The sequence below is a fragment of the Sphingobacterium sp. 2149 genome, assembly GCF_031455655.1.
Lineage (GTDB): Bacteria > Bacteroidota > Bacteroidia > Sphingobacteriales > Sphingobacteriaceae > Sphingobacterium.
In genome coordinates this window covers 39,350-62,269 of record NZ_JAVDTD010000012.1, presented here as the reverse complement: position 1 = coordinate 62,269, position 22,920 = coordinate 39,350, and the positions used below count along the sequence as shown (strand labels likewise).

Below are 22,920 nucleotides of genomic sequence, written 5' to 3'. Positions count from 1 at the left end.
TGAAATACGCTCGCTTGAAAATCCAATACGCTATTCAAAACAACCGTGTATTTCAAAGGGGACTTAAAAAAAGAAGCTTTAATGAAAAATAAAGTATTAAAAATACACCCCAAAGACAACGTCTTAGTTGCCTTACAAGATCTTAAAAAGGGTGATACGATCTCGTTTGAGGGAAATCATTATATTTTGCAGGAGGATATTCCTGCCAAGCATAAATTTTTTATGCAAGACATGCACTTTGGTGATGAAATCTACATGTATGGTTTACTGGTAGGGAAAGCGCAATTTGATATCCCGCAGGGAAGTATCATGAATACGGACAATACCAAACATGCTGCGGAGCCCTATCATTTCAGACCTTCAAATTATCATTGGGAAAAGCCAGATGTTTCCAAGTTCGAGGGTCGAACTTTCCAGGGCTACTTACGTTCAGATGGTCGTGCCGGAACTGCAAATTACTGGTTATTCATTCCGACTGTCTTCTGCGAAAATAGAAATCTTGATGTGATCAAAGAAGCACTGTATAATGAACTTGGGTATTCTGTGACTGGAAAATATAAAAACTTCACTCACCAGTTATTAACAGCCTACGAAAAAGGAGAAGAGCTATCTGTCGCCTCTCTGGAATGGCTAAATAGTACAACAGATCAAAGTGATCGCATTTTTAAAAACGTTGATGGTATAAAATTCCTAAATCATCAAGGTGGTTGTGGTGGAATACGCCAAGATGCAGCCATATTGAGCAAATTATTGGCTGCCTATGCTGATCATCCAAATGTGGCCGGTGTGACAATCTTGAGCTTGGGTTGTCAGAACCTTCAACTCAATGACCTTGTTAAGGATATCAAATTACGCAATCCTGCCTTCGATAAACCCCTCTTTGTATTTGAACAACAACAATCCAAAAGCGAAGAACTGCTCATTAAAGAAGCGATCTTGCAGACTTTTGTTGGACTGACGGAAATCAATAAATTCTCAAGACAGCCTGTTCCATTGAGTAAATTGACCCTAGGGGTAAAATGCGGAGGCAGTGACGGATTTAGTGGTATCTCTGCCAACCCTGCCGTTGGTTACACAGCCGATCTTCTGGTTGCGCTGGGCGGCAAAGTTCTCTTAGCTGAATTTCCGGAATTATGCGGAGCCGAGCAGAATTTAATAGACCGTACTATCGACCCCAAAGCAGCGAATAAATTCATTGATCTGATGACAGCCTATAGCCATGCCGCCGAAGCTGTTGGTTCTGGATTTTACATGAATCCCTCTCCAGGAAATATTCGTGACGGTCTTATTACCGATGCGATCAAAAGCAATGGTGCAGCAAAAAAGGGCGGGACATCTCCCGTGGTTGATGTTCTGGACTATACAGAAGAGGCGACGAAGCCAGGTCTTAATCTGGTTTGCACTCCAGGGAATGATGTGGAAGCTACTACAGGAAAAGCTGCCGCAGGTGCAACACTTATTCTGTTTACTACAGGCTTGGGCACTCCTACTGGTAACCCGATATGCCCAGTCATCAAAGTGGCGACAAATAATGTCCTGGCAGCTAAAATGGCTGACATTATCGATATCAATACCGGTCCTATTATAGATGGAGATAAATCGATCCAAACGATGGGAGAAGACATATTAGAATATTGTATCAAGGCAGCCAGCGGGGAAGTAACTCCTAAAGCTGTGTTATTAAATCAGGATGACTTTATACCTTGGAAAAGAGGTGTAAGCTTATAAATCAGCATATAGCATGAAAACTTTTTTAGACGACAATTTTTTATTGAACACGAATACAGCGATTGAGCTGTATCACAATTATTCAAAACAGCTGCCCATCATTGATTACCATAATCACTTGATTCCGGAGCAGATCGCAAACGATGTTAAATTTGAAAATATCAGCCAGGTTTGGTTAAATGGTGATCATTATAAATGGCGGGCCATGCGCGCAAATGGGGTCGATGAGCGTTTTATCACTGGCGATGCCCCAGATGAAGAAAAATTTGCGAAATGGGCAGAAACAGTACCTTATACTTTGCGTAATCCACTCTATCATTGGACACATCTTGAATTACAGCGTTATTTTGGAATTACTGATATCTTATCGCCAAAAACCGCTTCTAAAATATATGCAGATACTGCTTCCAAATTGAGCCAAGACAGCTATTCTGTACGTGGTCTGCTTAAAATGATGAACGTAGAAATTGTCTGCACAACAGACGACCCGATCGATAGCCTAGCATTTCATCAACAGTTTGCAAAAGAACACGAATCGTTCAAGATGCTACCTGCATTTCGCCCCGACAAAGCAATGAACTCGGACGATATTATTGCTTTAAATCAATACATTGATAAACTTGAAGAGGTAAGTGACATTCAAATCAATAGCCTAGGAACATACTTAGAAGCATTAAAATCAAGACATGATTTCTTTGCGGACCATGGATGTAAAGTATCGGACCATGGTTTGGAACAAATCTACGCGGAAGACTATACCGAGGCAGAAATCGTAGCGATCTTTGATAAGATTCGGACAAAAAAGGAAATTTCTATCTCAGAAAGCTTAAAATTTAAATCTGCGATGCTGATTTATTTTGCCGAATGGGACCATGAAAAAGGATGGGTTCAGCAATACCATCTGGGCGCACTACGCAATAACAATGCGCGCATGCATCGTTTGATAGGCCCAGATACTGGATGGGATTCTATTGGAGATTTTAGTCAGGCACGTGCATTGTCAAAATTTTTGAATAAATTAGACAATCAAGATAAGCTAACCAAAACCATCTTGTACAATCTCAATCCTGCAGACAACGAACTTATTGCCACCATGATCGGTAATTTCAATGACGGTTCTATCAAAGGGAAGATTCAATTTGGCTCAGCTTGGTGGTTTTTGGACCAAAAAGATGGCATGACAAAACAACTCAATACGCTATCAAATATGGGGCTACTAAGCCGACTTGTGGGTATGCTGACCGATTCCAGAAGTTTCCTTTCATTCCCTAGGCATGAATATTTCAGGAGATTAGTCTGTGACATATTTGGGGAAGACATCGAAAAGGGAGAAATACCAAATGATATCCAATGGGTAGGGAAAATCATACAGGATATCAGCTATAATAATGCGAAAGAATATTTTGAATTTTAATGAACATGCAGGGTAAAGTTTTAAGCTTTGGGGAATTGCTGCTAAGGATCTGCCCCGATATCGAACAGGATTGGATCGAACAACATCAGTTGCCGTTCTATGTGGGCGGTGCAGAGTTGAATGTAGCCACAGCTTTGGCATTGTGGGATGTGCCATCAGCCTATCTTTCTGCTGTGCCCCAAAATGCCATCTGCGAGGGTATTGACAACTACCTAAAACGTAGAAATATCGACACATCAGCAATGCTATGGGGTGGAGAACGATTGGGCATCTACTATCTTCCCAAAGGGAAGGATTTAAAAAATGCAGGAGTAATTTATGATCGTGCAAATTCATCGTTTTCCAATCTTAAAGTAGGCAGTGTCAATTGGGATGAAGTTTTTGTCGACGTCAAATGGTTTCATTTTTCTGCGATATGCCCTGCAATCAACCAAGATATTGCCGACCTCTGTTTAGAAGCTGTAGCAAAAGCACAAGAGAAGGGTATTTTTGTGTCACTAGACCTGAATTATCGTGCAAAGCTTTGGAAATACGGAAAATCTCCGAAGGAGATTATGCCTGCGATTGCCAAGTATTGCAATTTAATCATGGGAAATATCTGGGCAGCACATCAAATGCTTGGTACCCCACTAGATGAAAGGTTTCTTAACTCTTCTTCGGATTATTTAGAAGAAGAGTTATTGGCGCAAGCGGATCGTACAAGCAGAGAAATCATTGTCACTAATCCGATATGTCAATATGTAGCCAATACTTTTCGTTTTGACCATCAAAATAAAGGAATAAAGTATTATACAACACTGTTTGACAAAGACAGCCTCATTAAATCAACACCATATATTGCGGACGAGATTTTGGATAAAGTAGGCAGCGGCGACTGCTTTATGGCAGGTCTGATTTATGGGCTATACTCCAATCTTTCTCCAAAAGCGACAATAGAGTTTGCCACACTTGCCGCATTTGATAAACTATTTATTGCAAGCGATGCAACAACGAGTTCTGTAGACGATATAAAAAATAGAATGACAGCATGAATTTAAAAGAGATTGTATTAGATAAAATCATTGAACAAGGGATGCTTCCCCTGTTCTTCCATCACGATAAAGCAGAAAGCATCGCGATTCTACGCACATTATACCAAGCAGGAATACGTGTTTTTGAATTTACAAATCGAGGTCCCGAAGCTTTGGCTGTTTTCGAGCGCTTAGTTGCCACAAGAGACCTGGAGATGCCAGATCTTTATTTAGGTATTGGGACGATTAAATCCGTTAACGAAGCACAACAATTTCTACAAATTGGTGCGGATTTTATCGTTTCACCACTGGTCAATCCGTTGGTTGGCTCGTTAGTGCACGAACAGCGTAAGCTATGGATTCCCGGATGTATGACACCGACAGAAATCTATACGGCTCAAGAACAAGAGGCGGCACTTATCAAATTGTTTCCTGCAAATATTTTAGGGCCAGCATTCATGTCATCAATCCGGGACCTATTTAAAGGTCAGAAATTTATGCCGACGGGGGGTGTAGAAATCGAAATGGATAACTTAAAGGCATGGTTCAAATCAGGCGTATGTGCTGTGGGCATGGGGAGCAAGTTAATTGACCCTAAAGACACCAGTAATTTAGTCGAAAATACACAAAAAGCGCGTGAATTCGTTGCAGAAGCAAGACAATAAAAACTCGGGTGTTACCCTTAAAAAGCGGGCGTACTAATCGCGTATACTGGCAGGGGCAAACAGACACGTACATTAAAAAAATAAACTATTAAACCCATTATGATTAACACGGAGAAAAAGGGTAATTACCGTTGGGTAATATGCTCGCTACTATTTTTTGCCACTACCATCAACTACCTGGATCGTCAGGTGCTTTCCTTAACGTGGAAGGATTTTATCAGTCCTGAATTTCATTGGACAAATACCGACTATGGCAATATTACCGCATTATTTTCGATTTTTTATGCAGTCAGTATGCTTTTTGCAGGTCGATTTGTAGATTGGATGGATACAAAAAAGGGATTTTTATGGGCGATCGGGATCTGGTCCATTGGCGCGATATTACATGCATTTTGTGGTATCGCTACTTCAGGCATCGTGGCTGGAGAATGGTTTGTTGGTTTTGAAGGGGCAAAAGAAGCAATATCTCATGTGAACAACGTGGGTTTGGTATTGAGCGTCAGTGTCAATCTATTTATCTTTGCCCGGTTTGTTCTTGCTGTGGGTGAAGCTGGTAACTTTCCGGCGGCGATTAAAGCTACGGCAGAGTATTTTCCTAAAAAAGATCGGGCACTATCCACCAGTATTTTCAATTCAGGAGCAACCATTGGGGCATTAGCTGCTCCACTGACCATCCCGATTATCGCAGCCCATTGGGGCTGGGAAATGTCCTTTATCATCATCGGTGCATTGGGATTTGTATGGATGGGTTTTTGGATCTTTCTTTATAAAAAACCACATGAAAACCCGAAAGTAAACGCTGCCGAACTGGCTTACATTCACCAGGATGATCATGAACATGCATCGGAGCAGACTGGTCTAACAAAGCAACCACGAACAACGATATCTGAATGTCTAAAATACAAGCAAACCTGGGCTTTTGTCTTTGGTAAATTTATGACGGATGGTGTCTGGTGGTTCTTCTTATTTTGGATGCCAGCCTATCTTTCGGCAGTATACGACATAAAATCATCAGATACTGAAGGTCAGCTCGCCATTTTTGTGCTTTATGCCATCACCATGTTATCTATTTATGGGGGCTGGTTACCCACCTATTTTGTTGACAAAAAGGGTATGAATGCTTATGAAGGACGTATGAAAGCTATGTTATTGTTTGCTTTTGTCCCTTTAGTTGTACTTTTTGCTCAACCTCTGGGTCACATATCTTATTGGATACCTGTCATTCTAATCGGTTTCGCAGGAGCAGCACACCAATCTTGGTCTGCCAACATTTTCTCAACCATAGGCGATTCTTTTCCCAAACGTGCTATTGCGACTGTTACAGGCATCGGAGGCCTTGCTGGGGGCATAGGTGCATTTATAATTAACAAAACATCAGGCTGGCTATTCGATTATGCAAATGAAACGCAGCTCATTTTTATGGGCTTTAAAGGCGAGGAAGCAGGATACTTCATTATCTTTTCTTTTTGCGCTATAGCATATCTAATTGCATGGGTTGTAATGAAAACACTAGTACCTAAACTAATTTTAATAAAAAATTAACATATATTGCAAAATTTATATTATATTAGCAATATCTTTATAAATATCAATCTAAACCATTTTTAAAAACAATGAGCTTAAACTTAGAAGGTATCTTCTACGAGGAGAATAACATTCCCGCAGAATTTACGCTAGACGAACAGGTCGATCAAAGAGAGTTCCTTTCCAATGGAGAAATGATTTCTTGGACGGGTCAGGTAAACGAGGTTTTTTCACCAATCTGTGTAAAGACTAAGGATGGCTTGAAACGTAAGCGCATCGGTAGTTTTCCTGTTTGTACAGAAAAAGAGTCCATGGAAGCCTTGGAAGCTGCTGTAAAAGCATACGACAACGGCCGTGGAGAATGGCCGACAATGAGCGTTGCCGATCGTATTACCTGTGTTGAAAATTTCACACAAAAGATGATTGCCAAGAAAGACATTGTTGTCAAGCTTATTATGTGGGAAATTGGCAAATCCTATGCAGACTCGGTAAAAGAGTTTGATCGTACTGTAGAATATATTTACGCAACGATCGACGCATTGAAAGATATAGACCGCGACTCTTCACGTTTCCAAATCGAACAAGGTATCGTTGCGCAAATCAGGAGATCTCCTTTAGGAGTAGTACTCTGTATGGGCCCATTCAATTATCCGTTGAATGAGACCTTCACCACATTGATCCCAGCATTAATTATGGGAAACACCATGTTATTCAAACCACCTAAACATGGTACGTTATTACATTATCCTCTATTAGAGGCTTTCAGAACAAGCTTCCCGAAAGGCGTTGTCAATACAATTTATGGCCGTGGGAATAAGATTGTTCCTAGTTTAATGCAATCTGGTAAGATTAACGTATTGACTTTGATCGGTTCGAGCCGTGTTGCTGATGAACTTAAAAAATTGCACCCGAAAGTTAACCGTCTTCGTGCTATCCTTGGGCTGGATGCAAAAAATGCAGCTATCATTACGAAAGATGCGGATTTGAATTTAGCGGTTTCGGAAACCGTTCTAGGCTCTCTTTCTTTCAATGGTCAACGCTGTACAGCACTTAAAATTATCTACGTACACCGAAGCTTAGCACAGGAATTTTTAAAACGCCTTTCGGCAGAAGTGGCAAAATTAAAATATGGGATGCCTTGGGAAAAGGGTGTGTCGCTTACTCCTCTTCCAGAAGTCAATAAACCTGCTTATTTAACGGAATGCATCGAAGATGCAAAAGCCTATGGCGCAAAAGTGATTAATGAGCACGGGGGGCAGGTTGCAGAATCATTCTTCTACCCGGCAATTGTATACCCTGTTAACTCACAGATGAAACTTTACAGAGAAGAACAATTTGGACCAGTGATCCCTGTTGTTCCTTTCGATGACCTCGAAGAACCTATTGAATATTTAATTGGTTCCTCTCACGGCCAACAGGTGAGTATTTTCAGTAACAATGCTGCTGTTGTATCTTCATTGATTGATCCATTAGTCAATCAAGTAAGCCGTGTTAACATCAACTGCCAATGTCAGCGTGGTCCAGATACTTTTCCTTTCACCGGTAGAAAAGATAGTGCTGAAGGAACATTATCGGTAGTCGACGCATTGCGTTCGTTCTCTATTCGTTCGCTAGTGGCAACAAAGTTTACTGAGGAAAACAAAAAGTTGCTGAACGATATCGTTAGTGAAAATGAATCCAATTTCTTAAGTACGAAATACATTTTCTAGTCTCTTACGACTTCATTGAAAAAGCGACATCGATCTGCCTGGCATTAGTCAGCTATCGATGTCGCTTTTTTTTATGAAAATCCTCCCCCTATCTATCCAATTGATTTGCGTCTACGTTTTTTCTGCTCTTGTAACACCCTTAGGTTACTTCAGAATCAGATTTTTTTGGATAGGCAGTGCTAATTCTCGAATTCCGTCGACCACGAGCTTCGCCACTTCGTCTGCTCCAAAAGTGTTTAGATGCGTATCATCTTTCTTGCCGTGGGGGTAATTTCTATCGCCGCTATTTACATATAAAAACAATTGCCGGCTCCCTTCCTCTCCATATTGCGTTAAAAGTTTCGTTGTTTTACTTTCCATGTCAATCCATGCGGTGTGCGTATGATCGGCTACCTTACGTACAATGGCAGGATATTGGCCATGGGTATTCATGAGCGTGCCATTTTCAAACTTACGTCTTGCGATTGGTGTTAATAGAATTGGGACGCCTCCTTTCTCGCGCGTTTGATCGATATAAAAAATAAGATTTTGTTCGAACTCATCCAGCGATGTTCCCACGTTAGGCTTATCGATCTTTTCGTCATTATGCCCAAACTGGATGAATACATAATCTCCGCTTCGGAGATGCTCAAAGATAGGTTTCCAATGATTCACAAAGCTTCCATCTTTGCCCACATCCCGTTTAAAGGATTTTGTACTACGCCCATTTAGAGCTCGGTTATCGACTTTAACCTGTTGATTGAACAGCTTTGCAAAGGCCATTCCCCATCCAGTTTCAGGAAAGGTACTACTGTCTTTGTTGGCAGCCGTAGAATCGCCAATGATATAGATTGTAACTGGTTTTTCGCGCTGGAAAGCAAATAGAAAAATGAGAATAAGCCCTCCAGAAAGTAGTAAAAATTGTTTTTTCATTACATCGGTCAAAAAAACACTCGCCTTCTTATTATCGAAGGCGAGTTGTCCTAAATTTTACTCAAATCCTTTATTTTACCCACCTCGGGTCGCCAATACCATTCTCCTTTAATGTCTGGTTTGTTACTGTGAAATCTCCCTTGGCAGCGTCCTTAAATCCAGGGTCCAAGAGTGTATAGCCGTTGGCTACTGCATCGTTTTTCACTCCAGAGGCAGAACTGTTGTAGAAGTTTACCGCATCAAAGTAATTATTGCTTTTGCGCTCGACCAGATTAGTAGCAGACTGATTAGCAGTCATTGCCAGCGACTTCACCATTAAATTTTTGGAGAATGTAATTTCATTCTTTGCTAAACGGACATATAAAAAGCGTTTAGAAGCATCTTGTATGACGTTATAAAAAGTATTATTGTTTACTTTAAGGATACTCGTAATAGCCGGGTAAGCTGTAGATCCACCTGCATCCATGCGAATAAAATCACGTCCTGACAAAAGAGCATTAGAAACGGTATTATTTGTAAATTCAAGTGTTTTGGTAATCGCGTTTCTAAAATCAATGAAATCATTTCCATTACCGACGATATTATCAAAAATAGTATTATTTATGCTTACGCTCTCAATCACAGCATTGACGCTACCATAAATGATTCCTTTCGGATAATTTATCAATTTACTATCTTCCAGGCGGATATTTCCGAATGCACCTGTCTGCAAGTTAATGAAAGAGTTTCCCCCTGCCTTATTTTCTCCATCAAGTATCAGATCTTTTAATGCCAATGAGGCGCCCTTATCCAAATTAAAATAAGCAGATTTTACCGTTGGACGATCGGTGGGTTTTGCCCCTTTGATGGATATCGCCTTGTCGATTAGTACATCCGCCGCTAGCGAATAGACCCCCGGCATTAGAGCGAGCACATCCCCCGCTTTGGCTGTACCGATCACAGCCGCTAAATTATCTGTAGGCTGCACAACAACTGCATCACCCAAGTCGAGCAATGTCATAAATGTGACGGACCCGCGGATTTTGTTTCCTTTCAACAATGTCGCTGTATAGCTTGTTTCTGCGGTTAGCCCTGTGATTGTTGCCTCCCCTGCTGCAATCTCTTGCGGAGTGACGGTATGGATGATATTCCCGGGGTTAACACTTATTGTCGTAGCCTCTTCCCCTGGGGTCCAATTAAGACGAACTGAAGTGGCCTGTATACCCTCTGGGCTGACAGCTTTCATAATCTGTTCTTCGTTTGTCTTAAAAGTAATGGTACTCCATTTGGAGTCTGCAATCGCCGTTCCGATAGCCTTGATGCGGACAGAATAATTTGTTGCCCCATCCAGTCCAACAATAGTATAAGGAATCTGGTCATTGGTAATCCCTTCAATTTTTTTGACCGGGCTACCTTCAAAATTGAGTTCACCATTCGCAAATAGTTCTAAGGTATAACTCTCGGCTGCTGAATTCTTCTTCCAGGTCAATCGGACTCCTGTTTGATTGACTATTTGGGCACTCATTCCCGTAGGAGAAAAATAACGGTCTGTCGTTAATTCCGTTAATTCTTTTACGCGATCATCGGAACAGCTTATGCCTGTCACTATGAGCCCAAGGCCGAGATATAGCAATATATTGATTCTTTTCATGCGTATGCTTATTTTTCTATTGAAAACTAAAACCATTGTTTGTCAACTTACCGTTGCTATTATCCAGAAAATATTGCCAAATAGGCCAAAATTGCTGTGTATTGGGATCACGTAGATACAAAGCATCCCAAAAGGTTGCTAGGTCGCTACTCGCAACCATTGTCCATTTTTTCGATGAAGGGTATCCTGCTACGGCACCCGCTGCATCTGTATCGCCATAGTTTAAGCCATATATTTCCACTTTTTCCCCATCAGCGGCTGTCTTGTAGTAAATATTGGCCGGCAATGTCGCATATTTACCCTGCCTATTTTCCAGCTGCTGTAGTTTTTGTTTAGCTTCAGCCAATTTGGCCCCCAGCAGATTCCATCGAATCAAATCCCCTTTACGCAACATTTCTCCCGTAAATTCCAGTGCACGTTCATTGACAATTGCATTAAAGAAAACATCCTTACCTGCGGTAATTTGCTGCATGTAGGCTGTCACTTTCTCTGGATTGTTTGGATATGCTCGATCACGGATCATTTTAAAGTAAGGGGCAGCAGCACTCGGACCATCCAATTCATTAATAGACTCTGCAGCCATGAGAAGTACATCGGCATACCGCATATACATCCAATTTAATCCATCGTCATTTGTAGAAGTAACAAATCTAGACATCCACTCATAGCGGTACTTTCCAAAATACCATTTACCAAGATTTGTTGGCACCTGCACCCCGCTCGTCCATTCATAAGGAACACAACTCACATCCCGGCGCACATCTTCTTTCTCATACTCATAGAACATGATTGGATTAGGTCCATTTGTCCCACCTTTATTTTGTCCGGTATACTTATCTGTTGTGGTATGTTTAACGCCAAGGTCAAATATAACGCGGCCACGGCCTTCACTAAACGGAATTTCCCATAATGATTCTAAGCCAGCCTGACCTTTTTCTTGACACAATGTTTTAAAAACTTCTTCAAAACCCAGAAGTTTTGCAGTACCACTAGTAATAATATCCAAGCATTCTTGTTTTGCTATCGCATACATTTTTTTTGAATCCAGTTCTGGATCATTACTTTTTCGAATTCCATCTGCGCGTTGCGAATAACCTCCGGCGGCCAAAGCCAAACGAGCACGCAGCCCCTTAGCGAACGCTTTATTGACATGTTCAACATTGGCCGTTTTAGTACTTTGATTTGGCCAAGGCAAATATTTTTGTGCTTCCTCCAAATCGGCAAGTAATTGCTTGTAAATTATGTCTCGGTCACTACGCTCGATATAGATGGTTGCTGTACTAAGCGGTTCAAAACGGGCTGGTACATCTCCCCATGCCTTGATGAGATCGTTGTACACAACAGCTCTTAAAGTTAGTATCTCCCCTAGAATATAGGCCATTTCTGGACGTTGTTCTATGTCGCCGTACTTACGCAACCCTCTAATCGCTAAATTCGCTCGTTCTATTCCTTCATAGAACTTCGCCCAGGCATTATTATCGGTATTCATCTGGGTGTTATTCACGTTTGTGTTATAGTTTGACAATCGTGATTTTTCATCGCCAGTATTCTTTAAGCTATTATTGACTTCTGTGTCTGTATTGATGCCATAAAATACGAGGTACCTCCCCCGATATGAGTTTGTTTCACCAAAAGATTGAATAATTCCTGCAACTGCTCCCTCCGCAAGATCTTGATTGGAAAAGATAACCGACTCATCCAATGCAGATTTAGACGGTGCTTCCAATATTTTATTGCAAGAAGATACGGATCCAGCAAATATTAAAGCCATTGTTATATGCAAAAGTGTTTTTTTCATAAGACTAGAAGTTTAAATTAAGACCTGCTACGAAAGTTCTGCTTTTTGGATAAGCCGAATAATCCACCCCCGGAGTAAGGTTTGTCCTCCTTCGTGTAGAGACTTCAGGATCAAAACCACTATAATTTGTCCAAACGGCAAGATTATATCCAGACACATAAACTCTGAAGTTCCGGATTTTCAACTTTTCTGTAAATGCCTTAGGGAGCGTATATCCTATTGTAACAGTTCCCAAGCGCAAAAACGAACCATCCTCCACAGCCCAGTCGCTGAATACAAATTTATTGGTAAGAGGAGACCAGAGACTTGTATTTTTATTCATATCCTCCAATTGGTTAGCATCGTTACTGATTGTTCCATCGGGCAGTAAATTGGTCCAACGTTGTCCTTCTTCCATCACATTAAGCATGTTTCGGTTATTATATTTGCTCGTGGATGTGTATTCAATCTTATTTGCATTGTAAATATCATTTCCATAGCTCCAGTTAAATAATGCCGTCATATCAAAGTTATAGATGCGTGTATTGATTGAAAATCCACCGGTGTGCAAAGGGTTTGCATCGCCAATAATCGTTTGATCACTGGCGTTTATCTTGTTATCATCACCGGCTAAATTTTTTAATTTCATCGTTCCTGGTCTTATGGTACCCACAACCGCAGAGGCATCGGCTACACCATCCTTTAAAATCCATTTGTTTGCGGTAGCATCATAGGCTTTAAAATCACCGACTTCGTAACGTCCGTCGCTCATATAACCATACATTTTACCCACTCGCCCGCCAGTCTCCACAATGTAATCCGTTCCAATTTCTGTTGAAGCCCACCCCGAAGCCATTGGAATCGAAGCTAGAGTCCCCAAAGAATTGACTTTCGTTTGATTGAAACTAATATTACCGCTAAAATTAAGATCAAAGTTTTTCTTATTTATTGCAGACCAGTTTAGCGTAAGCTCAATACCTTTATTTTGGGTCTCCCCCAAGTTGCGGTATTGATCATCATAGCCTGATCCGGCAATTGGGAAAAGGATCAAAAGGTCTTTCGTTTTGTTTTTATAGACATCAATCGTTCCCGATAGCTTCTTCTTGAACAGGGTAAAGTCCAGCCCTATATTCCTTGAAATGGTCGTTTCCCATTTTAAATCTGGATTAGACATTGTTTTTGACGTAGCCCAATAATTTTTATACCCATTAACCCATTCCGTATTCTTAACCGAAAATATGGGATAGATCTGCTCTAATGGAATATTATTATTTCCGGATGTACCCAAACTTGCCCTAAGCTTCAGGTCATCCAGCCAAGATTGCGTATTGTTCATAAATCGTTCTGATGAAATCCGCCAAGCTGCTGCCATAGATGGGAAATATCCCCAATAATTATCTGCAGAAAACTTCGACGAACCATCTGCCCGAAAAGTTGCATTAAATAAATACTTCGAATCTAGATCATAATTTACCCGGCCAAAAAATGATAGTAATTTTTCGTCAGCAAACATATAATTGTTTATCGTACTGGAGGCGCCTTGTGGCGTTAATCTGCGGGTATCATCCAGTTTAAAGCTTTTCGGAAAACCGTGTGTTGTATTCGTATTTAATGTTTTTTGTGTAAACAAATATTCCTGGCCAACCAACACACTTAAACTATGTCCTTTAGGGAGAAAATCTTGAAAGTTATAGTTGAGTGTGTTTGTTGAACGTATTCCCTGGGTAGAAGTATTCAATGAGATAAGAGCAGGCTTATTTTGTTCTAACGCAGCGGGAACATTCCGTACATAATAAGTGGTTGTGCCGTAAAATCGATCGTTATAATTGCGGTAATCATCAAAGCCAAATTCTGTCCTAAACCGTAAGTTTTTAACAATATCCCAGCTAAATGCCGCATTTAGGTTATACGTTCGTCTTCGCTGCAACTGATCATTATCGACCAAGGACTCTAGTGGATTATATAAATTGAATTCATCATCGGTTTCATCACTATTTGTCAAACCTCCCACCGGAAAGGGAGGATAAATCATTGCGAATTTTAATCGGGAGTCTGCTGATGAGGCTTCATTCTGTTCATTCATGCCTCCACCTGAAATGCGAACGTCAGAAAACCGTGCTCCTAGATCTATTGAAGTGCTTTTAGATGGTTTATGGTTCAGCTTGAAATTAATATTTTGTCTCTGAAAGCCTGACATTTCCATAATTGCCTTATCTTTTACAAAGGAATGTGAAATAGAATATTTCGTTTTATCAGTGCCTCCGGACAGGTTGAAATTCTGATTGAAAGTATTTCCTGTTCTTCCGAATACAAGTTCCTGCCAATCGTTTGGTTTTACGTCTTTATAGAGATCTATATCCTGAAAGTTACCGAAGTATTTGACATAGGTATCCAGGTTATTTTCCAATAAGGCCTGTTCGTATTGCCATGTTACGTAATCGTATGGAGACAATACATCAAGTTTTTTTGCCAAATTTCGAATTCCTCCAAACGCACTATAACTAATTGATGTTTTCCCAGATTTGGCACTTTTAGTGGTTACGATGACAACCCCATTTGCACCCCGGGAGCCATATATAGCTGCAGAAGATGCATCTTTTAATACATCAATCGATTCAATATCAGCAGGTGCGATATCTGATATCGAAGACATCGGAAATCCATCCACGATATACAAAGGAGCGTTATCTCCCGTAACGGAGCCACCGCCACGCACACGAACCTTCATCTCGGCATCAGGGGAACCTTCTGTTGAAGAAATCTGTATGCCCGCCATTCTTCCTGCAATCGCTTCAAGAGCAGATGATACTGGCGCTTTGGAGATCGTTTCTGCACCTACGGAGGTTACAGCCCCCGTCAGATCTTTTTTCTTAACGGTTCCATATCCGATATTAACGGTTACTTCCTCGAGCGCATTAGACTTTTCCTCTAGAACAATACTAAGCATCTTCTGATTCGTAGGAATTGTAACTTTTTTAGTCTGAAATCCGACATAGGTAAATTGAAGTTCGTTATTGTTACCAGGTATCTCGATGCTGAACTTTCCACGTTGGTCGGTCACAGCAACAATTTTTGTCCCAGACACGGTCACACTTACACCCACCAATGCTTTTTGATCTGTACCAACGACTGTGCCTTGGACTTTTCGGGTTTGAGCGTGCGCATTTAATGTGAATAACGAAGCACAGATAGCAGTAGAGATTACTAAGGCTTTACTCATATTTTTAGGGTTTAAAATTTTAATGATTAAATTGCTGTTGCAGGAACTGCATCAAAATTTAATTGGTTATCATACAATCAAGTTTACAAAGTATATTTCACTTGTTCATGCAAGTATCATTAAAAAGTTATGCAAACGTTGCCGGCAACGTTTGCATATCCTGATAAATTAGGTTTTGTAATTTTTTTTGATTAATATTATAGTTTATTTTGCCGATTATGAGATTCGAAAACTATACAATTAAAGATATTGCTAAAGCGCTTAATTTATCCACTTCCACGATCTCGAGAGCCTTAAGAGATAGTTATGAAATAAGCCCCGAAACAAAAAAGATTGTATTGGAATATGCCGAAAAGATAAACTATCGCGCCAACCCTATCGCTAGAAGTTTGAAAGAGCGTCGAAGTCATTCGATCGGTGTTATTGTTAGCGAAATAGCCAATAATTTTTTCTCACAGGTCATCAACGGTGTAGAATCTATTGCTTATGACAAGAACTTTCAAATTATAATATCACAAACGCATGAATCGTCTGTACGCGAACGACTAAATGTTGAATATTTAACTTCCAGATCCATCGACGGACTATTGATTGCATTATCTTCGGAAACCGAAGATATATCCTATTTGCAGCAGCTGAAGGAGCGGGGATTTCCCATTGTCTTTTTTGATCGCGTGCCGCAGCAGTTTGATACCTACAAAGTCGTTGTAAACAATCAACAAGGAGCCTATGATGCCACACAGCACCTTATAAAACTCGGAAAGAAAAAAATTGCACATCTGACAAACTCCAAATCATTGTCTATAACGAAGGATCGATTAATTGGCTATAAAAAGGCGCTGATGGCGAATCATATCGATTTTGATCCAAATTTGGTCAAGTATTGTCAACATGGCGGGCTACACTCAGCGGAAATTGAGCAAGCTGTCGAGGAACTTATCCGCATTGGTTTTGATGCTATTTTCATTTCGGGAGACAAATTAACCACAGGATATCTTCATGTAATAAAAAAAAGGCCATTAGCAGCACAACAAGATATCGCTATTGCTGGATTTACAAACTCAAATGTTGTAGATTTATTTTCTTCCAAAGTAACTTCTATTAGACAGCCTGCTTTCGAAATGGGGAAAATCGCGACAGAATTGCTTATTAAGTTGATAGAAACCAAATATCCAATCGCTGAGTTTGAAACTCGTGTATTACCTACTGAATTGATAAACACTGATTAAATCGATGGGGTACTGAATTTACATCAAACAAAAAAACCGTAAGAAATGATACTCTTAGGGTTGGATAATAAGACATTCATGTCCTATTGCGCCCTTTCCTTTTCTTCGTTACTTGTATCTTTCTTACGATAATTATTTTTTAAATTTCCAAATTTATACGAATAGGTTAATCGGACCACACGACGATCTTGGTATTGTCTAATACTGGAATCAAAGTCTCCGAAATTAGTTTTCAGGTTCTGATTTCCTGTATTAAATAGGTCGCTCACGGCCAACTTTAAAGAATTACGTTGATCTTTAAACGTTTTTGTCGCTCCAACCTCCATATCCCAACGGCCTCTCATATCGTATACGTTGTATTTGAAAGGAGAGAAATATCTTAAATTGACATTCGCCGACAGGCTTTTCGCCAGCTTAAGATTGTGCATGGATGTAGCTTGCAAAAGAAAAGATTTTCTTTTTAGTGGATGGCCGCTCACCATACCATCAAAGTCAAAATAGATACCAGTAACATTGTTATTCATGCTCCAAATATTGGATACTGTAACCGGAATGTTCAGATTCAGATAAGCCGTTAAGTTCTTACCTAAATTTTCACGTATAACCCAAGTTTGTTTCAGTACCGAATCTTGTCCCATGCTTTCTACAATAGCATCCCTTACATCGTTAATACCCAATGTCACATTATAACACTGCATCAACGTATAATTGAAGGTAAATTCATTGGAATATTGCGGATTTAAATACGGATTACCACGCTCAAAGGTTAGTTTATCAATAAAATAATCAAAAGGATTGAGCTGACGGTAATTGGGGCGGGTGATTTTCCTTGCATAACCCAATGAAAAAATATGGTTTGCATGGAGGGTATACGTTAGGTTTGCATTCGGAAAAAGCTTAAAGTAATTCCGTTTCACCTGCTTATTTAATGTTAATGAATTTCCGTCGGAAAACGTATATTCCCCTCTTGCTCCTACCTTCATTCCCCATTTTCCAATCGTATTGTTATAGTCTATATATGTCGCGGCAATCTGCTCTTTATACACAAAATGATTTGTACGCTTTTCATTGCTAATCCAAGAGTTGCTCAAAAAGTCTTCAAACGTTAAATTGTTATCCGATGTAACATTGGAGTATTTTGCTCCCATTTCAAGCTTGGAAACCTTAGATAGCGGTTGTTCATAATCCAGTTTGGCGACATAAATATCGATTCCGATGGGCATTCTACTTTGTTGAATCTCCTCAGGCGTAATGGCGTCCATCTGACCATCAAAATATTGATTATTGTAGCTGACACGTTTACTGCTATTGAATTTACTCCAATCCAGATCGAAAGTGAGTTTTCTGCCATTAGAATCAATTCGAAACTCGTTGTTCAAATTAGCAGAGTAACGATCAAACAATTCTTTGAATGCAGACGTCGAAATCAAAAGGGAATCCAATGTTGTAAAAGACTTTCCTACATTGGTCTTACTATCGTTATCATTGTATTCGACATTATTTGATCCATTAAACTGTACCGTGACTATGTTTCTAGCTGATGTCTTTTGCTCTATCCCAAAACGATAAGAATGGTTTCTTTCCTTTTCATGTAATAGTGATCTTTGATTGAAATAAGTCTTTACTCCTTCATTCTGTATGATACGGTCGAGCAGAAGCTTGCGGTAGCTTTTTTCATCAGAATAGGCATACGATCCGAATAGGGTTGTATTGTTCTTTTTATAGTTTAACGACAAGGAGCTATTCCCTCTGAATTTTTCCCCCCTCCCTGCCGTCATGTTAAAGGTGCCGTTAAACCCTTCCATCCGATTCTTTTTTAGAACGATATTTATAGTTCCCACTGCCCCCTCAGCATCATCCTTAGCTGCGCGAGTGGTTATCACTTCGACTGACTTAATCTGATTGCCATCTGTACTCTTCAAGAAATTCACCAACTGCTCACCGGACATATAGGTCTGCCGTCCATCGATAGTAACGGAGACACCAGATTGCCCCATCAACTGTAAATTATTGTTGTTATCCAAGCTTACTCCCGGAGCTCGTTGTACAATATCTAGGGCATTATTCCCTGCTGCTAAGGGAGAATTTTCCACATTTAGCACCAATTTACCGGGCTTGCTTTCAACCATCGGCCGCTTACCTTCAACAGCAACTTCCTGCAGTTTTCGTGTATCGGTGTTCAACAGAATTATGGGCGCATTGTAATCTGACTTACCAATATCAAAAACATTACTTTTATTGCTTACATACCCGACCATCTTGATGTGGACATAATAACGTCCAGGTTTTATATCTGAAAATTGGTATTTTCCATTTTCATCTGTAACCCCTGTTTTCAACATAACATCCATCTTGGCACTCATGAGGTAAACCGTTGCAGAAGCCAAAGGCGCGTTGTTTTCCAGCTGTACTTTCCCTGTGACTTTAACTTGCGCACAGGCAAAGGAAGCAATCAATAAATTTAAGAGTAAGAGGTAAAAATATCTTTTCATTCGTTTATAAAATAGATGCAAAAGCAGTTACGTTGATGGTATTCAATAGGCTTATCACACGCGGTTGCGTACTGACTTTCGATTGGCTAAAGCTACCATACCTTGTCTTCCGCCCGCAGGCAGAAGACAAAGTATCGGTTATTTCTTTTTTGTTTCTACTGTGACACCATCTTTTTTCACTTTGATAATGGTATCACGACGGATGACGATAGACGTATCATTTGCGGCTACTTCACTGTCTTCCGCATCTACTTCGTCGTTGTCATCAGATTTTTTCGGTGGCAGGGCACATTTCAACCCGAGTGAAGTGACCATAAATTCGACATCCTTTACGTCACTTAAATCCTCACTGTACCGGTCACGGCATTCATAAAACGAAATATCTCTTAATTTATCTTCCAGTTTATCGTTAATGATCAGTTTGGTTCCGACTGGAAGAAACAAGGTTATATTGACTTCTTGATCCCGATAGAGTTCGCCTTCATTTAATTGAAAAGCATTGTCAAATACTAGAGATGTACTATCTTGCCTCAACGTATAATGAATGTTACTTGCTCTATCCGTTGCAACTTTATAGGAGTTTCCTTTAGCCGAATATTCATAACGCACGTAAGGTTCTTGTAAGGAGTCGATACGTTCAATGCGGATGCGAATATTACGTCTTAAATAGGTAGACAGGTTTTCGCTTTTTATGCCCAGACCGCTTTTTACACCGTTCTTTAAGCGGATCACCCGAATATCATTTTCATTTAAGTAATAAACAGCTTGCTTTTGCAGCGGCTTCTCTTCAACAATTGTACTTGACTCTTTGAATTCTTTCGCTACGGATGTAGAATAGTAAATAATAGCACCTATCGAAGCCAACCACACCAAAAATAATGTTGTAGTCAAATAATTGCTCATTGGCTTTTTCTCGAAAAGAACACGGAGAAGTAAATAGAACAATCCAGCAAACGGGATAAAAATGGCCAAGAAACCTGCTATCAACGCAAAAGGTACATCGCTCGGATCCATTAAATAAAAAGGTCCAGAGTTATCCATAACGTCTGGAATGACGTTTAGAATAGCTAATGCAAAGAAAATAAGTCCAATGATCAAACCAATGAGGGTCAACCCAACGATTATAACAAAGAATACGCCAATGACTTTTACAATAATCTGCAATAATTTAGCAACACTATCGCCTGTCCGATCCATACCTCTTGAAAATGAGTCACGTACTCCACTCATTTCTTCGTCGAACGAACGTTTAAAATTATGAATATTTGGGGCCTCACCACGCATCTCCATTTTATCTGCACGCGTGATAGCCAACGGCATTACAATCCACAGTATGACATAGACCAATACGCCTGATCCACCGATCACAACAAATAAAGCAAAAAGTAATCGTACCCATTTAGCCTCAATGCCAAAAAAGTGGCCAAGCCCGCTACATACTCCACTAAAAACCTTGTCATCAGGGTCGCGCATCAATTTTTTACCCACTTTAAACCCGTCTGCATTCGACTGTTGCTGGAAAGACGAATAACCATCCTGATCTTCGGATTCAAAATCGCTGACGCTTCCCATTTGCTCGATCACTGCATTAACGTCATCCATATTAAGCACTTCCTTGCTACCTGCCTGAATCTTCTCGGTAAACATTTCAGCAATACGGTTCTCGATATCTTCTAAAATTTCGCGACTATCTTCTGATTGTCCAAAGTGCTTCTTTATATCAATCATGTAGGAGCGAAGCACCTCATAAGCATCCTCTTCGATATGAAAGACGATACTATTTATGTTGATAATTATTGTCTTATTCATCGTTATTATCTTTAACTGGTTTAGTTGAATCATTGTTTCTACCTACCAATGAAGTGTTTACAGCAAACACCAACTCATTCCAGGTAACATCTAATCTAGAAAGGACTACCAATCCTTCTTGTGTGATTTCATAATATTTTCTAGGCGGACCTGAAGTTGACTCTTTCCATATATAGCTTAACAGCCCATTGTTTTTTAGACGGGTCAAAAGCGGATATAAGGTGCCTTCTACAACCAATAATTGAGCTTTCTTCAGTTCGCTGATAATATCGGAGGCATAAATTTCTCCTCGAGAAATTATGGATAGGATACAGTATTCAAGTATCCCCTTCCTCATTTGTATTTGTGTATTTTCAGCTATCATAACAATACAAAGATATATGTATTTTATGGTACCATGCAATACATAGTACCATACAAAACAACAAGAATTACATAAAAACCTGATTTACAGTCGAATAATTTTTAAATAAATAATAATTTAATTTCTATCAGGAAATTTTTGGATATTTATTGCCATGATTAAAATCTTGCTAGACTATAAATGGTGTTTTATTTGGGCCATCATAGTTATCGTTTTATGCACACTCCCGGGCAACAATTTCGACGCAGTTCCTTCTTATCCCGGTATGGATAAATTAGTCCATTGCGGTATGTTCTTTGTTTTCTGCACGCTGCTATATAATGGGGTGATCCAACAATTCAGCGGCAAACCGACACGTTGGGTTCCTTTCTTTATTGTATCTATACTCGGATTCTTATTTGCAGGGCTGACCGAATTACTTCAGCTTTACATTTTTACTTATCGCAGTGGCGATTGGTGGGATTTATTTGCTGACACTATCGGAATAGGTATGGCAGGGTTTGCTTATCTTCTGAATTATGTCAACCGAAGGTCATAGATATGTTGTTGGATTTATCTCGATGACTTACTTATTTTTGAAATATGAGAAGATCGGACGATTTACAGCCTAAATTATCCGAATCGCAGTTGAAGAGGTAGGTGTAGGTGTAGATTTTAGTTCTGATAGTTTGCCCCCAATAAGCTAGGCTTGGCGAATGAACTAGGCCCTAGCCAAAGTGGCGACAGAAATCCGACAGTCAAAAGACGCGAAAAGCATTAACGCTGCTGAAATAACTGTTGCGCCTGTTGTCAACACATCGTCCACCAATAGTATGTGCACATTATCCATTAAAACAGTGGTTTGACAATCAAAGATATCACTTACGTTTTCATAGCGCTCGAGCCTTCCCTTGCCCGTTTGACTGATGGTTGCTTTCTTTCTAACCAAAATATCTTCCCGCAATGGAATTTCCATCGCTCTGGCTATTCCCCTTCCAAAGTAGGTAGATTGATTATACCCTCTTTTCCGTAATTTACTACTATGTAAAGGCACAGGAATAACAAAATCAATATCTTGGTACGCCTTTACTTCGATTAATTTTAAGCCATATTGATAGCCAAAGTATTCCGCAAGAAAAGGTTGGTTATTGTATTTAATCTGATAGATTAGACGTTCTACACGGCTATCCTTTTGCATGAACAAGAAAGAGCATGCTTCTTCCAACGGTGCTTTTCCCCAGAGCTGTCTCGCGGTATCATTATCTGAGTATTCGTGATAGTTCGTATAAGGCAAATGAAAATCGCATGCAATGCAGATAAACTTTTCCTGATATTTTAGCACGCAACCGCAACATCCACATTCTTTCGGAAAAAATATAGACACGAAATCGCCAAAAAGCTTATTTAGTTCGGACTTCATCTGGTTAACTCTCCTATTAAAGATAGGAACAATCCATC

16 protein-coding genes are annotated in these 22,920 nt (G+C 40.0%); 8 read left to right on the top strand and 8 right to left on the bottom strand.

Annotated elements, in window-relative coordinates:
* Positions 1–81 precede the first annotated feature (81 nt).
* The 6 genes from J2X77_RS17625 to J2X77_RS17600 all read left to right on the top strand — a co-directional run bounded on the left by J2X77_RS17625 (position 82) and on the right by J2X77_RS17600 (position 8,050).
* Positions 82–1,728, top strand: a complete 1,647-nt coding sequence (locus tag J2X77_RS17625; RefSeq protein ID WP_209578352.1) for a UxaA family hydrolase — start codon at positions 82–84, stop codon at positions 1,726–1,728.
* 13 nt (positions 1,729–1,741) lie between these two features.
* On the top strand, positions 1,742–3,142 hold the full coding sequence (gene uxaC, locus J2X77_RS17620; protein ID WP_209578351.1) for a glucuronate isomerase: 1,401 nt from the start codon (positions 1,742–1,744) through the stop codon (positions 3,140–3,142).
* Positions 3,143–3,147: 5 nt separating this feature from the next.
* Positions 3,148–4,173 carry a sugar kinase gene (locus J2X77_RS17615; protein WP_310081830.1) on the top strand — a complete coding sequence of 342 codons (1,026 nt, stop codon included), beginning with the start codon at positions 3,148–3,150 and terminating at the stop codon, positions 4,171–4,173.
* Positions 4,170–4,817, top strand: coding sequence for a bifunctional 4-hydroxy-2-oxoglutarate aldolase/2-dehydro-3-deoxy-phosphogluconate aldolase (locus J2X77_RS17610; protein ID WP_209578347.1), 648 nt, complete (start codon positions 4,170–4,172; stop codon positions 4,815–4,817). The genes J2X77_RS17615 and J2X77_RS17610 overlap by 4 nt, the downstream gene beginning before the upstream one ends.
* A gap of 99 nt (positions 4,818–4,916) precedes the next feature.
* Entirely contained in the window at positions 4,917–6,359 is a 1,443-nt protein-coding gene (locus J2X77_RS17605; RefSeq protein WP_409050320.1) for an MFS transporter, read from the top strand.
* 71 nt (positions 6,360–6,430) lie between these two features.
* Positions 6,431–8,050, top strand: a complete 1,620-nt coding sequence (locus tag J2X77_RS17600; protein WP_209578345.1) for an NADP-dependent glyceraldehyde-3-phosphate dehydrogenase — start codon at positions 6,431–6,433, stop codon at positions 8,048–8,050.
* Positions 8,051–8,194: 144 nt separating this feature from the next.
* Here J2X77_RS17600 and J2X77_RS17595 read toward each other — a convergent pair whose 3' ends face one another.
* From J2X77_RS17595 to J2X77_RS17580, 4 genes are all read right to left on the bottom strand, one after another.
* Positions 8,195–8,962, bottom strand: coding sequence for a rhamnogalacturonan acetylesterase (locus J2X77_RS17595; protein ID WP_209578343.1), 768 nt, complete (start codon positions 8,960–8,962; stop codon positions 8,195–8,197).
* Positions 8,963–9,032: 70 nt separating this feature from the next.
* On the bottom strand, positions 9,033–10,592 hold the full coding sequence (locus tag J2X77_RS17590) for a DUF4957 domain-containing protein (RefSeq protein ID WP_209578341.1): 1,560 nt from the start codon (positions 10,590–10,592) through the stop codon (positions 9,033–9,035).
* Between the two features lie 16 nt (positions 10,593–10,608).
* Complete coding sequence (locus tag J2X77_RS17585) at positions 10,609–12,390, bottom strand: RagB/SusD family nutrient uptake outer membrane protein (RefSeq protein WP_209578340.1); 1,782 nt, start codon at positions 12,388–12,390, stop codon at positions 10,609–10,611.
* Between the two features lie 4 nt (positions 12,391–12,394).
* Positions 12,395–15,589, bottom strand: a complete 3,195-nt coding sequence (locus J2X77_RS17580; RefSeq protein ID WP_209578339.1) for a TonB-dependent receptor — start codon at positions 15,587–15,589, stop codon at positions 12,395–12,397.
* A gap of 218 nt (positions 15,590–15,807) precedes the next feature.
* On the opposite strand from J2X77_RS17580, the gene J2X77_RS17575 reads away from it, so the two are divergent.
* Positions 15,808–16,818: a LacI family DNA-binding transcriptional regulator gene (locus J2X77_RS17575; RefSeq protein ID WP_209578338.1), complete on the top strand. Its 1,011-nt coding sequence runs from the start codon at positions 15,808–15,810 to the stop codon at positions 16,816–16,818.
* Between the two features lie 83 nt (positions 16,819–16,901).
* Here the strand turns inward: J2X77_RS17575 and J2X77_RS17570 are convergent, their stop codons facing one another.
* The 3 genes from J2X77_RS17570 to J2X77_RS17560 all read right to left on the bottom strand — a co-directional run bounded on the left by J2X77_RS17570 (position 16,902) and on the right by J2X77_RS17560 (position 21,483).
* Positions 16,902–19,310, bottom strand: a complete 2,409-nt coding sequence (locus tag J2X77_RS17570) for a TonB dependent receptor (RefSeq protein WP_209578337.1) — start codon at positions 19,308–19,310, stop codon at positions 16,902–16,904.
* Between the two features lie 138 nt (positions 19,311–19,448).
* On the bottom strand, positions 19,449–21,119 hold the full coding sequence (locus tag J2X77_RS17565) for a PspC domain-containing protein (RefSeq protein ID WP_293889262.1): 1,671 nt from the start codon (positions 21,117–21,119) through the stop codon (positions 19,449–19,451).
* A complete protein-coding gene (locus J2X77_RS17560; protein ID WP_310081826.1) occupies positions 21,112–21,483 on the bottom strand; it encodes a PadR family transcriptional regulator in 372 nt (123 codons plus the stop codon). Before J2X77_RS17560 ends, J2X77_RS17565 begins: the two co-directional genes overlap by 8 nt.
* A gap of 154 nt (positions 21,484–21,637) precedes the next feature.
* Here J2X77_RS17560 and J2X77_RS17555 point away from each other — a divergent pair, with 154 nt between their 5' ends.
* Positions 21,638–22,021: a VanZ family protein gene (locus J2X77_RS17555; RefSeq protein WP_209578335.1), complete on the top strand. Its 384-nt coding sequence runs from the start codon at positions 21,638–21,640 to the stop codon at positions 22,019–22,021.
* Between the two features lie 162 nt (positions 22,022–22,183).
* Here J2X77_RS17555 and J2X77_RS17550 read toward each other — a convergent pair whose 3' ends face one another.
* Positions 22,184–22,882 carry a ComF family protein gene (locus J2X77_RS17550; RefSeq protein ID WP_209578333.1) on the bottom strand — a complete coding sequence of 233 codons (699 nt, stop codon included), beginning with the start codon at positions 22,880–22,882 and terminating at the stop codon, positions 22,184–22,186.
* Positions 22,883–22,920: the final 38 nt, after the last annotated feature.

Excerpts from the sequence above, each read along its gene's own strand:
- J2X77_RS17550 (WP_209578333.1), bottom strand. The coding sequence starts at position 22,882 with ATGAAGTCCGAACTAAATAAGCTTTTTGGCGATTTCGTGTCTATATTT.
- J2X77_RS17560 (WP_310081826.1), bottom strand. The coding sequence starts at position 21,483 with ATGATAGCTGAAAATACACAAATACAAATGAGGAAGGGGATACTTGAA.
- J2X77_RS17615 (WP_310081830.1), top strand. The coding sequence starts at position 3,148 with ATGCAGGGTAAAGTTTTAAGCTTTGGGGAATTGCTGCTAAGGATCTGC.
- J2X77_RS17575 (WP_209578338.1), top strand. The coding sequence starts at position 15,808 with ATGAGATTCGAAAACTATACAATTAAAGATATTGCTAAAGCGCTTAAT.
- J2X77_RS17580 (WP_209578339.1), bottom strand. The coding sequence starts at position 15,589 with ATGAGTAAAGCCTTAGTAATCTCTACTGCTATCTGTGCTTCGTTATTC.
- J2X77_RS17585 (WP_209578340.1), bottom strand. The coding sequence starts at position 12,390 with ATGAAAAAAACACTTTTGCATATAACAATGGCTTTAATATTTGCTGGA.
- J2X77_RS17600 (WP_209578345.1), top strand. The coding sequence starts at position 6,431 with ATGAGCTTAAACTTAGAAGGTATCTTCTACGAGGAGAATAACATTCCC.
- J2X77_RS17555 (WP_209578335.1), top strand. The coding sequence starts at position 21,638 with ATGATTAAAATCTTGCTAGACTATAAATGGTGTTTTATTTGGGCCATC.
- J2X77_RS17625 (WP_209578352.1), top strand. The coding sequence starts at position 82 with ATGAAAAATAAAGTATTAAAAATACACCCCAAAGACAACGTCTTAGTT.
- J2X77_RS17610 (WP_209578347.1), top strand. The coding sequence starts at position 4,170 with ATGAATTTAAAAGAGATTGTATTAGATAAAATCATTGAACAAGGGATG.
- J2X77_RS17590 (WP_209578341.1), bottom strand. The coding sequence starts at position 10,592 with ATGAAAAGAATCAATATATTGCTATATCTCGGCCTTGGGCTCATAGTG.
- J2X77_RS17570 (WP_209578337.1), bottom strand. The coding sequence starts at position 19,310 with ATGAAAAGATATTTTTACCTCTTACTCTTAAATTTATTGATTGCTTCC.
- uxaC (WP_209578351.1), top strand. The coding sequence starts at position 1,742 with ATGAAAACTTTTTTAGACGACAATTTTTTATTGAACACGAATACAGCG.
- J2X77_RS17605 (WP_409050320.1), top strand. The coding sequence starts at position 4,917 with ATGATTAACACGGAGAAAAAGGGTAATTACCGTTGGGTAATATGCTCG.
- J2X77_RS17565 (WP_293889262.1), bottom strand. The coding sequence starts at position 21,119 with ATGAATAAGACAATAATTATCAACATAAATAGTATCGTCTTTCATATC.
- J2X77_RS17595 (WP_209578343.1), bottom strand. The coding sequence starts at position 8,962 with ATGAAAAAACAATTTTTACTACTTTCTGGAGGGCTTATTCTCATTTTT.